Below are 14,948 nucleotides of genomic sequence, written 5' to 3' on the forward strand. Positions count from 1 at the left end.
ATTAATCATTGAGACTTGGATTTATGTTAAACCAGATGTTGTTATTTAAGGTTGCTTTAAGAATTTTTAAACGTGATTGGCGCCGTGGAGATCTGCTGGTTTTGCTATTTGCAATGTGTACAGCAATGGCATCAATTAGCGTTATTTATTTAATTATTGATCGTATAGAAAGTGCAACCACCAGAGAAATGGCTGATATCTTAGGCGCTGATTTAGTAATATCCTCGCCCGCAAAAATTTCACAGGAATGGCTTGATTATGCCGAACAACTAAAATTGCAACGTGCAATTAGTGTTGAGTTTTCTAGTGTACTTTTTGCGAATGAAAAATTACAGTTATCTTCAATTAAAGCGGTCTCAAAAAACTATCCATTAAAAGGTCGAATTGAAATTGCAGATACGCCTTTTTTGAATTCAAGAATTGCTAAAGGCAACCCTGATAAAGGACAAATTTGGGTCGAACCAAGAATTTATAATTTACTTGATTTAACAGAAAGAAATCGCATTGAACTCGGTTATACTGAACTTGGTTTTGGTGGTGTTATTATGTTAAAGCCAGGTCAAAATAGTACGTTATTTAACATTGCGCCTGCTGCAATTATGAATATTGATGATCTTGAGTCTACACAGGTTGTTCAGCCCGGTAGCCGAATTAATTATTTATATTTATTTGCTGGTGATAATCAATCAATACAGCAATTTTCTAATTATTTGAAAGGTAAACTAACAACTAGTCAGCGCTTAAGAAGTGTATTTGAAGAGTCGCCCATTGCTGGTTCTGCTATAACAAGAAGCAAAAAATATATTGGACTCTCTAGTTTGTTGACTATGATTTTATTGGGAGTAACTATCGCAATGTCTGCTAATCGTTATGCGCGCAGACAATTTGATACCAGCGCATTAATGCGTTGTTTTGGTATGACTAATCGACAAGTTTTAAGAATATTTGCTTATATTTTAGGCCTTGTTTGTTTTTGTGGAGTTGTATTTGGTGGAGCGATCGGGATTATCATTCAAGAAATTTTAGTGGCCACTTTAGCCGAACAGTTTATTGAGGATTTACCCGCTGCTCAGTATTCTGTTTTAGTACTACCATTAATTGCATCGGTGATACTGTTGTTTGGTTTTTCTTTTCCATCATTAATCCAGATAAAATCTGTTCCTCCTATGCGTGTATTGCGTCGCCAGTTAATGCCAATGAGTTTGAATAGTTGGTTGGTTTATAGCTTATCAATTGCTACTTTAACTTTTGTTATGTGGTTACAAATGGCGAACTTAAAATTACTTTTAACGGTATTAGTAGGGCTTGTGATTGTCACACTATTATTTATGTTAATTGCGGTTGTTGTGTTGCGTTTACTAAAGCGAATGGCTAACAGTCATAGTGCCGCCGTTAATTTTAGTTTGCGCCAGTTAGATGCTAATAGAGGTGTTACTCTACTGCATTTACTGGCTTTTAGTATTACTATTTTTGTCATTGCTTTAATTGTGTTAGTTAAAAGTGAATTGTTAGCTAAATGGCAGCAGAGTTTAGGGGATGATATGCCCAACCATTTTATGGTGAATGTAAAACCATCAGAAGTGGAGCAACTTAAGGTATTTTTTAATCAGCAAGGTTTAAGTTTTTCAGGACTTTATCCGATGATTAGAGGTCGCGTAACTGGTGTGAATGATGAAGATGTTAAAACTTCGGTATCTGAAAAAGGGCAACAACATAATTCATTAAGACGTGAATTAAACATTACTTGGACTGACCAACTGCCTAAAGGGAATAAAATTGTTAAAGGGGAATGGGGATGGTCCGATGATAAGGAAAAGATTCAGATTTCAATTGAAGAGAAAATGGCGGATGCATTAGATTTAGAAATTGGAGATAAGCTTAACTTTACAATTGGTGCTGATACATGGAGCGCGACTATCAGTAATATTCGCTCAATTGATTGGCAAACCTTCACACCTAATTTTTATATTATTGCTAAACCTGGAACTTTATCTCAATTTAGTTCGACTTATATTACCAGCTTTCGTTTAGCAAAGGCGCAAAAAACTTTATTAGCCGAAATGGTTAAATCTTATCCAAGTGTTACGATAATTGAACTCGATCTGATTTTAAATGAAATTCAAAGTATTATAAGAAAAGTGTCTGGTGCGATTCAGTTGATCATGATATTTGTGGTTGCGGCTGGTTTAGGTTTATTGTGGGCTGCAATGGAACATACTTTTGAAGCAAAATATCGGCATTCTGCGATTCTTCGAACATTAGGAGCAAGTAAAGGGTTTATCGAGAAAAGTTTTCGTTTTGAATATCTCTGGATAGCGCTATTATCATCGGCAATGGCTATTTTCGCTGTTGAATCCATTACATTTGTGCTGTATCAACAGGTTTTTGAAATTCCATTTGAATTCCATTGGCATCTCTGGATTACATTACCTGTGGCCACTTTAATTTTAATGTTAGCGGCTTCTTGGAAAGGGGTAAAAAAAGTGACAGAACCTTCACCTGTTAGCTTACTTAGACAAGGAGAAAGTTCCTAGTTGATTGTATTTTAACCAGCATTTATGCTAATAATTATTAGGCTGTAGACAATAAAATTTAAAAAAGCTAAATTTTTTGTTGACTCCGCTGGGGTAAATCGCCATAAAATAAAAAAGGTGAGTTCTTTTTCCTGATGAGGGTGAACCGTCAACCATCTCTAAAATATGATTAATTAGTTGGTTGTGAGGGGACTTTTTAGTCTAGTCTTATTATTTTTACTAGTAATGCTATTAATGGATGGCTGAACTTAACAGCGATCGATAGGTTAAATTTAATTACTAAACTTTAGGAACATTTAAATACTTCAAATGGGTAAGTCATTAGTTATTGTAGAGTCACCGGCAAAAGCAAAAACGATAAATAAGTATTTAGGAAACGAGTTTATTGTTAAATCCAGTGTAGGCCATGTCAGAGATCTTCCTACTAGGGTTGCATCCGCTCCGGTTGATCCGAAAGAGCGAGCACGAAAAGCTGCGGAAACTCGTAAATTATCTCCCGAAGCCAAAATAAAACACAAAGCTAAAGCTGCAAAAGATGCGTTATTTAAACGTATGGGTATTAATCCTGAGAAGGATTGGGCAGCTACTTATGAAGTACTGCCTGGCAAAGAAAAAATTATTAAAGAATTAAAAACACACGCCAAAAAAGCAGATAAAATATTTCTCGCAACGGATTTGGATAGAGAGGGAGAGGCTATTGCCTGGCACTTGCGAGAAGAAATTGGTGGAGATGATGACAAGTATCAGCGTGTTGTATTTAATGAAATCACTAAAAAAGCCATCCAAGAAGCTTTTTCAAAGCCATCAACGTTAGATATGAATTATGTGAACGCTCAGCAAACTCGTCGATTTTTAGATAGAGTTGTTGGTTTTATGGTTTCACCATTGCTCTGGAAAAAAGTTTCACGAGGGCTATCTGCTGGTAGAGTACAATCTGTAGCAGTAAAATTAATTGTTGAGCGTGAACGAGAAATAAGAGCTTTTATCCCTGATGAATACTGGACGCTTTGGGCAGATACTCTTACTAATCAAGAGGACAAGCTTAAGCTGGAAGTACGGCGTTATCAGGGGGAAAAATACCGTCCTGTTAATAAAAAGCAAAGTGATGAAATGCAGGCTTTGCTTAAGCAACAAGCACTCATTATTGAAAGTTGTGAGTCTAAGCCAACCAAAAGTCGTCCGAGCGCACCTTATATTACTTCTACGTTGCAGCAAGCTGCTAGTACACGATTAGGTTTTAATGTTAAAAAAACAATGATGCTGGCACAGCGTTTATACGAAGCTGGTTATATTACATACATGCGTACTGATTCTACAACCTTGAGTGCTGATGCGCTGTCGATGTGCCGAAAATTTATTGAAGAAAATTATGGCACCCCCTATTTGCATGAAACACCAAGGAGTTATTCTAGCAAAGAAGGTGCGCAAGAGGCTCACGAAGCAATCAGACCAACTAATGCTGGCACTCGTGATAAACATTTAAAAAATGTTGATGACGATGCTATTAAGCTCTACAACTTAATCTGGCGCCAATTTATTGCTTGTCAAATGACCGATGCGGTTTATGACGTTACTAGTTTAATTGTAAAAGGTGGTGATTTTAAATTAGCAGCCAAAGGAAGAGTTGTTAAGTTTGATGGGTGGACTAAAGTTCAGCCGCCGAAATCTAAAAATGATGATGATGTTTTATTACCGCCTGTGGTTGTCGGCCAAGCGCTTAAATTGTCAGCGCTTGATGCAAAACAACATTTTACCAAACCAGCACCTCGATACAGTGAAGCTGCGTTAGTAAAAGAGCTAGAGAAACGTGGAATTGGTAGGCCATCCACTTATGCTTCAATTATTTCCACTATTCAAGATCGTGGTTATGTCATTGTTAAAAGTCGACGTTTTTATGCCACTAAGATAGGTGAGATAGTTTCTGATCGATTAACTGGTAGCTTTAATAATTTGATGGATTATTCATTTACCGCCAATATGGAAGAGACGCTAGATGTTATCGCTAAAGGTAGTCAATTTTGGAAAGACACATTATCTGACTTTTATTCTGATTTAACTGAGCGTTTAAAGAAAGCCGAGTTACCCGCAGAAGATGGCGGAATGGATAATGTAAAGTCAGTCGAAATGGAGATGCTTTGTCCTAAATGTGAAACCAATAATATGATGATTAGAAACTCATCGATGGGGACATTTTTAGGCTGTAGTGGCTTTTCGCTTCCGCCCAAAGAGCGTTGTAAGCATACAATGAACTTGATCCCTGGTGATGAAATTGAAGCTGTTGATAAAGATGATGAAGCTGAAAGTCGTAACTTACTGTTAAAGAAACGTTGCCCTCAGTGTGATTCTGCTATGGATAGCTACTTAATTGATGAACAACAAAAATTACATGTCTGTGGAAATAATCCGACTTGTAAAGGTTATTTGATTGAAGAAGGTAGCTTTAAAATTAAAGGCTATGATGGGCCTGTTATTGATTGCGATAAGTGCGCAAGCGAAATGCAGCTAAAAGTGGGCCGCTTTGGTAAATATTTTGGTTGCACAAATGAAGAGTGTAAGAACACTCGTAAATTACTACGAAACGGTGAAGCAGCCCCGCCCAAGGCCGATCCAATCCCTATGCCTGAATTAAAATGTTTGAAAGTCGATGATCATTACGTATTACGTGATGGTGCATCGGGTATCTTTTTAGCGGCTAGTCAATTTCCTAAAAATAGAGAAACTCGGGCTCCGTTGGTTGAAGAGTTATTGATGGTTAAAGATCAGCTTGATCCTAAGTTTGAATATTTAAAATCAGCGCCTGTTGCAGATCCTGATGGTAATAAGGCCATGTTTCGTTTTAGCCGTAAAGCAAAAGAGCAGTATGTCATGAGTGAAGAAGAGGGAAAAGCAACTGGTTGGAGTGCTCATTATATTGATAATCAGTGGAAAGAAACCTTGAAAAAAACGGTTAAAAAGAAAACTTCAACAAAGAAGAAATAGCTTGGTTGAGCTAACTAAGGCAGCTTGCTCCACTAATTGGGCTCGCTGCCTTGATTGTTTATTTACTTATTTCATTATTTAATATCCCTCAAATGTAGCGCGACAAGAAATAATACTCGCGCTATAATGCGCGCAAATTGTTAACCTGTTGTTTGTCTATGTTTAACCTTATCTACCCTATTATCAGATTCATTTTGTTTCGAATGGATGCTGAAAAGACTCACGATTTAACATTAAAATGGCTTAAAAAAATAGAAGCTTCTAGTTTTCGTTGGTTAATCCATCAACCAATGGTGAACGATCCTGTTGAAGTTTTTGGTATACAGTTCCCTAATAAAATAGGTTTGGCTGCTGGATTAGATAAAAATGGGGCCTGTATTGATGCTTTTGCTGCATTAGGATTTGGCCACATTGAAGTTGGTACTGTAACACCAAGACCTCAGCCTGGTAATCCAAAACCTAGGCTGTTTCGGCTACCTGAAGCAAAAGGCATCATCAATCGCTTTGGTTTTAATAACCAAGGTGTTGACCAACTGATTAGTAATATAAAAAGCTCTAGTTATACTGGCATATTAGGTATAAATATCGGAAAAAACTTTGATACCCCTGTTGAAAATGCCGTTGATGATTATTTGGTTTGCATGCAAAAAATTTATCCTTATGCTTCCTATATTACAGTGAACATTTCTTCACCAAATACCGCTAATTTGCGCCAACTCCAGTTCGGAGAGGCATTAGAAGAGTTGTTAGTGGCTATTAAATCGAAGCAACATGAGCTGACGCAGAGTTTTGGGCGTAAAATTCCGGTTTTGATTAAAATTGCACCAGATTTAAATGAGCAAGAAATTGATGTTTTAGCAGAAACATTTATAAAAAATAAGGTTGACGGTATTATCGCAACCAATACGACGTTTTCAAGAGAAGGGGTAGAAAAACTGAAGTATGCTGATGAGCAAGGAGGCTTGAGTGGTAAGCCTGTTTTTGCGAAAAGCACAGAAGTTTTAAAGCGCTTGAGTGAAAAAGTTAATGGGGCATTTCCTATTATTGGAGTAGGCGGAATTGACAGTCTGTCAACAGCCAATGAAAAACTAGATGCTGGCGCTTCATTGGTACAAGTTTATTCTGGGTTTATTTACCAAGGGCCAAATTTAATCAAAAAAATAGCTGAAGGCGTTTAAAATATTTTCATTTGATCTAGAAAAAAACTGATTAGGTCGTTTTGCTAGGTAGTTGTTGGATTTGGTGAAGAACTGATTGGAGCGTTTTTTCTAATTGAGGTAGCTGCTCAATGACTGACGCCAGTTTTTTTTGACGACAAGCTTGAGTTAACTCTTCTGCTAAAGTTGGTAGCTGGTTAATAAATAAGTTTGCTGATACGCCTTTAAGGTTATGTGCCTCTTCACCAATGGAATATAAATCATTTTCAAGTAATAAGTTTTTGCAGCGCTCAATAAAGTTAAATTGCTGCTTTTGAAACTTCTCTAATAATTGATAAAATTCACTTTCACCTCCCATTAACTCAATACCACTCGAGAGATCAATTAGAGTGAGATTATCATCTAGCTTTTTAGTAAAACTGTTTTCATGAATAGTTTGAGTCTCCGTTTTCTGATCTCCTAGGTTAACCCATCGATTAAGTGTTTCAAGTAACTCTGTGACTCTTATTGGTTTCGATATATAATCATTCATTCCTGCAGCTAAGCATTTTTCTTTATCTCCGCCTAAAGCATTAGCTGTCATAGCAACAATCGGAAGTTCTTCTGTATTAAATGTTTTTCTAATATTGTCTGTTGCTTCATATCCATCCATGATAGGCATTTGAATATCCATTAAAACACAATCGTATTGATTTTTTAATATTAACTCCACTGCTTCAAGCCCGTTGTTAGCTAAAGTAATACTATGAACAGATTGTGTTAATATTTCTTTAGCAACTTCTTGATTGATTTCATTATCTTCAACAATAAGAATGTCAGCATTTTTTAAACTATTTGAAAGCTTTTTTAGTTTTTCATTTTCTGAATATTTTGCCAGTCTATTTGATATACTAATTGAGTTTTTTAGGCCACTTAAAGTCATTAATCCATCAAGCATACAAGACGGTGTAATCGGTTTATTAATAATAATATCGGGACTAATTGTCTGAATAAAATTTTCATCACGTTCAAAAATACCTGACGAAAGTAAAATGATCTTGAATTTGACTTGTCGTTTGAGTTGTAACAATTCATCTTTATAATGGCATGCTATTTTATAATCGATCAATAAGTGGTTTGATAATAAATTTTTCTCATTTGAGCTTTTTATAAGAGCGTTAAAATTTTCCAGAGAATTTATGCTTGATGTTGGACAACCAAAGCTATTAAGTATTGATTCTATTGCATCTTTATTTTGTTCACTATTAATAAATGTAATAATATGTTGTTTTGAAAGAGGTAAATGCTTTTCCATTCTATCGAGAATGCTGAAAGACCTTTCAAATGAAAAAGTTGTATTAAAGGTAAACACACTACCTTTTTTGGGACTACTGCTAACGGCAATTGTGCCACCCATACTTTCAACTAAACGTTTACATATGGCTAAGCCCAAACCAGTGCCGCCAAATTTTCTGGTGGTTGAGGTGTCAGCTTGACTAAATGGTTTAAAAAGCCTATTCAAAATCTCTTTAGTCATACCTATGCCAGAATCAATAACTTGAAATTGTAATTTGATTTGGTGGTTTTCTACATGACTAGTCGAAATTTTAACTTTAACATGACCTTGTTCAGTAAATTTCATTGCATTATTAGTGAGGTTGACAAGTACTTGGCTTAGGCGAAGTGGATCACCTATTAATTTTTCTGGAATATTTGGATCAATATCATAAATAAATTCGAGACCTTTTTCTTGAATTTTTAAACCTGTTAAATTGGCCAGGTTATCAAGTACTCTAGACAAACTAAACTCAATTTTTTCCATTTTTAATTCGCCGGCTTCCACTTTAGAAAAATCGAGAATATCGTTAATGATCTCCAAAAGTGAATTTGCAGCATTATCCATTTTTCTTATATAGTCGCCTTGCTTATCGTCAAGGTTGGTCTTTTTTGTTAAATGCAACATGCCAATAATTGCATTCATGGGAGTTCTAATTTCATGACTCATGTTCGCTAAAAAAGAAGATTTTGCATCATTCGCTGTTTGAGCTTGATCGCGAGCGATAAGCAGAGCTTTTTGTGCTTCGTTTAATGCAATGTTCTTATTGAGTAGCTCGTAGTTTGTCTTTTTTCTCGCTTTATTTAAATGAACAATAACAGCTAAAAATACACTGATAATTAGTAAAATAAATGAACCAAGAATAAGCCAGTGTTGCTGTTGTTCTATTTGATAAACTTGTTTTTCTAAAGCCTTTTTTTGACTTTCCAATTTTAATTTTTGATCTTCAATAGATTTTTTTTGAGCTTCTAATATTCGCTGGTTTTTATTGATGAGATCTGAAAGGCTAGTCACTTGTTTTTCTTTGTTAGCAATAGCATCTAGCTTTTCACCTAAAATAGCTTCGTTTGAATTAAGCAAGTTTTCAGCGCTTTTCAGTTCTAACTTTATTGCCGATAATTTTTTTTCTTTTTCTTGTAGTAATATCGCTTGTTCTTTTACTTGCTGTTTTATTCGTACTGATTCATTGACTGAGTTTTTATACTGTTCTTGATAAAGCAACATTAAGTGTTTGGATTTTGCTAGTTCTTTGCGCTGCTTTTCTAAGTCTTCTTTCAATATTGCTAATTGATCTTCTGATTTCTTAAATAGCTCGGCAACATCCATTTCAGTACCGCCAAGTAATAAGATATCATTATTAATATCGAGGTGTTCAAAAGTTAAGTTAGCTTTGTTAACTTCAAATAAATAGCCATGATCTTGATCGGCTAACAAATTGATCATGGTATTAGTTTTATAGAATGTGTTTTCGGTAACGAGCAAAGTATTTGTTCGACTGGTCGCACTTGATATATTAGGTAGTATTGGGTCTTTATTGCTAGTAATGAACAATAAATGAAATTTTTTCATTTCATTAAGGTTAGAAACATTTTTAATTTCAACCTTTTTGTTATTAACCAAATTTAACTTTGCTGATTGTCTAAGTTTTTGCAAAAGTTGTTGGTTGTTACCAACAATTCCTACTTGGTAAGTTTTAAATGAATTTTCTTCTTTCCATTCAACGTTTTCCAGTAAATGAAATATAAAAGTAGATTTAAAATCTGTAGGCCGAATACTTTGTCTTGAATGAATATTACCAGAAAATATTATTAATAGAAAAAGGGTTAGAATCGAAGAGTTAGTTTTTTTTAATGAGTGAGAAAACCTCTGATGAAAATAGCTTTTTATTAATCGGATTTTATTTATCATCATATATTATTAATATCGGTTAAGCTCAATGGCTTTAAATGGGCTCTAGCCAAGTGGTGTTTAATACTAAACTATCGAGGTTTAGTGTTTATTAAAGAGAGAGACTTCCGTCATGATTCCTAATACCCAATTTTAGCTGTTTTTCTGATTTTTACCAATTAAAAACCGTTTAGCTACCATGTTTCTTTTGTACATAGGTATTTGAATATTAGCGATATTTATGTATTTTTAAGGGATCTTCGTGTTTTATACCAAATGTCAGCGTATAATTACCTTGTTTTTTTATTGGCTATTTTAAATAGAGTAACTCAATGCCCCATTTCATTGCCACATGTGCAAAAGATCTTGAATATTTATTAGTAGATGAATTGAAAGCTTTAGGTGTAGAAAACCCCAAAGAAGGCTTATCACAAGTCAAATTTGAAACTGACTGGAAAGGGGTATACCGAGTATTAATGTGGAGTCGTATCGCAAGTCGAATCCATTACCCTATAGCAACATTTGAAGCAACTAATGATGATATGCTTTATCAACATGCTTCGATTATTGATTGGTCACAACATTTAAGTGATAGTGCGAGTTTTCTTATTAATGCGCAGAGTTTCCGTTCTCAGTTATCTCACACCCAGTTTATTTCACAAAGAGTTAAAGATGCGATTGTTGATTATTTCAGAGAAGCAGGGCAATCACGCCCCGATGTAACATTCGATGAACCCGATGTGGTCATTCACTGCAGAATAAAGAGAAATCAGGTGACTTTATCGATTGATTTGGCTGGACAAGGGCTACACAAACGAGGGTATCGCTTAAAAGGTGGAGGAGCCCCTATTAAGGAGAATTTGGCTGCAGCACTTTTAATGAGAGCTGGTTGGACTTTAAAAGAAACAAACTCACTTTATGATCCGATGTGTGGTTCAGGCACCTTTTTAATTGAAGGGGCTATGATGTCCTATGATATAGCACCTGGTTTGTTACGAGAATACTTAGGTTTATTTGGTTGGAATCAGTTTAATCAGACGCTTTGGGGTGAAATTATTGAAGAAGCTGAATTTCGTCGTGAAAAAGGACTTGAGCAACATAATTTGAGCTTTATAGGAAGTGATATTAATCCTAAAGCTGTGCGTAATGCACAAATGAATATTGCACTAATTGGTTTGGAAGACAGGGTAAAAATACACATAGGTGGGTTAGATCAAGTTGAACAGCTCGACTTACCCAATAGTGGCATATTAATTGTTAATCCGCCTTATAGCGAAAGGTTAGGTGAGCGTAATCAAGTGAAACAATTATATGCCCAATTGGGACTTTTATTAAAAGAGCGATTTATTGGTTGGAAAGCATCTGTTTTATCCCCAGATAAAGATTTCGGTCATGCGCTAGGTATTCGAGCCAAAAAAATATACAAATTTAATAATGCTAGTATTCCTTGTGAGCTACTCAATTTCGAATTGATGAGTGATAATTTTATTGAGAGAGTATCTGAAAGTCAGGTGGAAACTGACTTTAAGGAAAAACTGACACCACAAGCAATTCAATTATGTCATCGTTTAGAGAAAAATCGAAGTAAACTTAAAAAATATTTAGCGAAAGAAAATATTAGTTGTTACCGAATATATGATGCTGATCTACCCGATTATAATGCTGCAATAGATGTGTATGATAATCGACTACACATTCAGGAATATCGCCCACCTAAATCTGTTGATGATAAATTGGCGACTCGACGCTTAAAAGAAATAGAACGAGTTGCTGCTGGTGTTTTTGCAATACCTCGGAACCAGGTTTATGTTAAGCAAAGACGTCAACAAAAAGGTGATTGGCAATATCAGGTTGCTAACAACCAAACTTCTCAAAGCAATAGTAATAACTTCACTGTTACTGAAGGAGGAAGACGGTTCATTGTTAACCTTAATGATTATCTCGATACTGGATTATTCCTTGATCATCGGCAAACTCGTGAAATGGTTGCCAAGAAAGTTAGCGGAAAATCTTTTTTAAATTTGTTTTGCTATACAGGCAGTGTTTCTGTTTATGCTGCAACGGCAGGTGCAAGCTCAACGACCAATGTTGATATGTCACGTACTTACTTAGAATGGGCAAAGCAGAATTATATAAAAAATGAGATCAATATTTCAAAACATGAATTTATTCGAGAAAACTGTTTGGTTTGGCTTGAAGAGGCTTGTGAGCAAAAGTTGACTTTTGATTTGATCTTTCTCGATCCTCCCACATTTTCTAATTCTAAACGAATGGAAAACCATTTTGATATACAAGCAGATCACCCAAAATTAATTCAGCAATGTCTTCAACTACTCAATAAAAATGGACAACTAATTTTTTCCAATAATTTCCAGAAGTTTGAAATGTTAGTTTCTTCTGATGAGCAGGTTGAAGTGAAAGAAATCACAAAACAAACAATAACCCCCGATTTTTCTCGCAGGAGCTTACATCGTTGTTGGTTAATTAGTAACAAATCCTAAATATTCGTATGATTTAAGATAGAAGTTTATTATGCAGCAAATTATTCAGTTATTTACGACTTCTGGTTGCCACTTATGTGAGCAAGCCGAGGCAATGGTTAATTATTTAATCGAAAACAAACCATCAATTTCATCTCGTGTTCGATTAGTACCGGTTGAAATCTCAGAGAACACAGATTTAATCGACAAGTATGGAGTCAGGATCCCTGTTTTATCAAAGGAGACAAGTGAGTTAGGTTGGCCTTTTGAACTTGAAGAGTTAGAGCAGTGGTTAAACAGTTAAAGGTTGGAAAAAGATAGATAAAAAAGTTCAGCAAAAAAGTTGCCTTTTAATTGCTGAACATGATTGTAGGAATCATTACTTTTTCTCTTCTTCGCTTTCTTTACAATATTTATCTCTTTGCTCTGTCATTTGTTTTATTTTACTTTGCTTCTCTTCATCGGTCATAAAACGTTTGCCGCCTTGGCCGTCATCTTGCGAAATTCGAGCTGCATTTTTTAAAACGTCTAAGTTTTGAGTCGCAATTCTACAATTTTCTTTACGCCAAGACTGATACTTTTCTTGTTCTTCACTGGGTTTCTTTTCCGCAGTTTCCTCATTGTTGCTCGTTGATGCAGAAGTGTTTGCAGAATTACCCTTACCTGAACGCTTTTTAACTTTTTCAAAGGCTATTCCAGGATCTGGACGTCGTTCAGTGTAATGAACCATTCCTTGTGAGTCTTTCCACTTATAAATGTACTGTTCTGCTGATTCTGCCGTTGAATATCCTGCAATGGCTGACAACATAAACAATGAGAGTAACATACTTAATTTCATGAATGATTCCTATTATTGAGCCAATATGGCTAATATAGACTTAAATGGGGGTAAAAGTTAAGAATTTTATTGAAAATTGTTTTATTTTGAGATGCTTATAGCTGTTTTTCTGTTTGCAAGTTATTTTTTTGGGCGAAGTGAAGGACATCATTTAACAAGTTTGCATGTTCTTCATTCAACTTTGCATCAACAATAACACATTTAATACCTTCGATCACTGCGGGTCTCAATAGAGGCGAATAATACATTCTGCGGTTTCTAAAAGTGCAAAGGTTGCCACATAGCCTTTCTGCCCAATCACTTGGTCGAAACTTACTACCTTCAAGAGTAATGCCTTTTAAAATTAAGCGGGTAAATTCGATTTGGCTCATATGCTAATACTTCTCTTTACTTTTGTATTAAGTCGCGCGGCATGATGCCAGATTACATTTGATTGTCAATAGACCTAGATCAATAAGACATCTCAGAGACAAAATTACCTACTAATACTTAGCCTGAATCTTTTAAAGTAACCGATTCAACTGACTGGCCATTTAGCGCTTTAGCTAAGTGTAGCAAATAAAAGACGCTTCGCTATTTTTTGTTAACGCGACATTAAAAACGCTATTAAGTGCTTTTGATGTTGTTTTATGCTGAGCGAACACTTAAATTTATGTTAGATGTGGGCTTTAATGCTGTTAGTTTGTAACAACTATAGACTGGTTGAGTCAAAATAGTAGTACAAGCTAAATTAGCTTATTCTTCGAATTCTAAAAATAGGTATGTTTAACATGGCGTATTGTGGTGATGAAAAAGAGTCTTCTGTAACTCCCGAACAAGTTTTTTGGAATAGAAGAAATTTTATTAAACAGCTTTCTATAGGGGCCGTTTATGCAGGCGCTACTGGAAGTCAAGGGGTATGGGCGCAATCAGCCCCTGACTATTCAGGCCATGATTTAAAAGACCAGTTAAGCAGTGAGTTTGTAGTAACACATCATAATAATTTTTACGAATTTTCAACAGATAAGCAGAAACCAGCTAAAATGGCTAAATCTTTTCAACCTGGTAATGATTGGCAAGTGGAAATAAGTGGTGAAGTTGAAAAAGCGGGTCGTTTTACATTAGAAAACATCTTAAAGTGGGTTGAGCAAGAAGAAAGAATATACAGACTTCGCTGTGTAGAGGCTTGGTCAATGGTGGTTCCCTGGACTGGTTTTCAATTGAGTCAGTTAATTAAGCATGTGCAACCCACATCTAAAGCTAGATATGTTGAATTTAAAACATTAAGAGATCCAAAAGTATTTCCTGGCCAAAAACGAGGTACTTTCGGGATGTACTCACTACCGTGGCCATATACTGAAGGAGTTACTATGCAAGAAGCACTTAATCCTTTAGCCTTTATTGCCACGGGAGTCTATGGCAAGAAATTACCTGGTCAGAATGGTGCCCCTTTAAGACTGGTATTACCATGGAAGTATGGGTTTAAAAGTATTAAATCAATCGTTTCCATAAAGTTCACTGAAAAACAGCCAATATCAACATGGAACAAGCGATTACCTAATGAATATGGGTTCTATGCCAATGTTAATCCAAAAGTAGATCACCCGCGTTGGAGTCAAGCCACAGAACGTCGAATTACAAACGAATCATTTTTAGGTGTGAAAAAGATACCTACACAGATGTTTAACGGTTACGGAAATGAAGTTGCTCATTTATACAAAGGACTCGATCTAACTAAATATTTTTAGATTTGAATTTTTATATGATGAAAACCAAAGT

10 protein-coding genes (1 of these 10 only partly in view) are annotated in these 14,948 nt (G+C 35.4%); 7 read left to right on the plus strand and 3 right to left on the minus strand.

The features are described 5' to 3' along the window. Positions 1-35: 35 nt before the first annotated feature. The 3 genes from ACT5E3_RS09290 (at position 36) to pyrD (ending at position 6,691) form a co-directional block, all read left to right on the plus strand. Positions 36-2,534, plus strand: coding sequence for an ABC transporter permease (locus ACT5E3_RS09290; RefSeq protein WP_444998030.1), 2,499 nt, complete (start codon positions 36-38; stop codon positions 2,532-2,534). 309 nt (positions 2,535-2,843) lie between these two features. Beyond that, entirely contained in the window at positions 2,844-5,513 is a 2,670-nt protein-coding gene (gene topA / locus ACT5E3_RS09295) for a type I DNA topoisomerase (RefSeq protein WP_444998031.1), read from the plus strand. A gap of 158 nt (positions 5,514-5,671) precedes the next feature. After that, a complete protein-coding gene (gene pyrD / locus ACT5E3_RS09300) occupies positions 5,672-6,691 on the plus strand; it encodes a quinone-dependent dihydroorotate dehydrogenase (protein WP_444998032.1) in 1,020 nt (339 codons plus the stop codon). A 31-nt stretch (positions 6,692-6,722) separates the two neighbouring features. Here the strand turns inward: pyrD and ACT5E3_RS09305 are convergent, their stop codons facing one another. Beyond that, a complete protein-coding gene (locus ACT5E3_RS09305; protein ID WP_444998033.1) occupies positions 6,723-9,896 on the minus strand; it encodes a YfiR/HmsC family protein in 3,174 nt (1,057 codons plus the stop codon). Positions 9,897-10,204: 308 nt separating this feature from the next. Between ACT5E3_RS09305 and rlmKL the strand changes: the two genes are divergently transcribed. Next, entirely contained in the window at positions 10,205-12,373 is a 2,169-nt protein-coding gene (rlmKL, locus tag ACT5E3_RS09310; RefSeq protein ID WP_444998034.1) for a bifunctional 23S rRNA (guanine(2069)-N(7))-methyltransferase RlmK/23S rRNA (guanine(2445)-N(2))-methyltransferase RlmL, read from the plus strand. A 31-nt stretch (positions 12,374-12,404) separates the two neighbouring features. Continuing rightward, a complete protein-coding gene (locus ACT5E3_RS09315; RefSeq protein WP_444998035.1) occupies positions 12,405-12,656 on the plus strand; it encodes a glutaredoxin family protein in 252 nt (83 codons plus the stop codon). A gap of 75 nt (positions 12,657-12,731) precedes the next feature. Here ACT5E3_RS09315 and ACT5E3_RS09320 read toward each other — a convergent pair whose 3' ends face one another. Next, entirely contained in the window at positions 12,732-13,190 is a 459-nt protein-coding gene (locus ACT5E3_RS09320; RefSeq protein WP_444998036.1) for a DUF4124 domain-containing protein, read from the minus strand. Between the two features lie 95 nt (positions 13,191-13,285). Continuing rightward, positions 13,286-13,561 carry a DUF3579 domain-containing protein gene (locus ACT5E3_RS09325; RefSeq protein WP_444998037.1) on the minus strand — a complete coding sequence of 92 codons (276 nt, stop codon included), beginning with the start codon at positions 13,559-13,561 and terminating at the stop codon, positions 13,286-13,288. A 399-nt stretch (positions 13,562-13,960) separates the two neighbouring features. On the opposite strand from ACT5E3_RS09325, the gene msrP reads away from it, so the two are divergent. After that, positions 13,961-14,917 (plus strand): protein-methionine-sulfoxide reductase catalytic subunit MsrP, encoded by a 957-nt coding sequence (gene msrP, locus ACT5E3_RS09330; protein ID WP_444998038.1) that lies wholly within the window; start codon positions 13,961-13,963, stop codon positions 14,915-14,917. Between the two features lie 14 nt (positions 14,918-14,931). Beyond that, a protein-coding gene (locus tag ACT5E3_RS09335) for a sulfite oxidase heme-binding subunit YedZ (RefSeq protein WP_444998039.1) crosses the window boundary here: on the plus strand, positions 14,932-14,948 show its beginning. 580 nt of this gene lie beyond the right edge of the window; 17 of the gene's 597 nt are visible here — the first part of the coding sequence; it begins with the start codon at positions 14,932-14,934; its stop codon lies off the right edge, out of view.

The organism is Aliikangiella litoralis, from assembly GCF_052495765.1.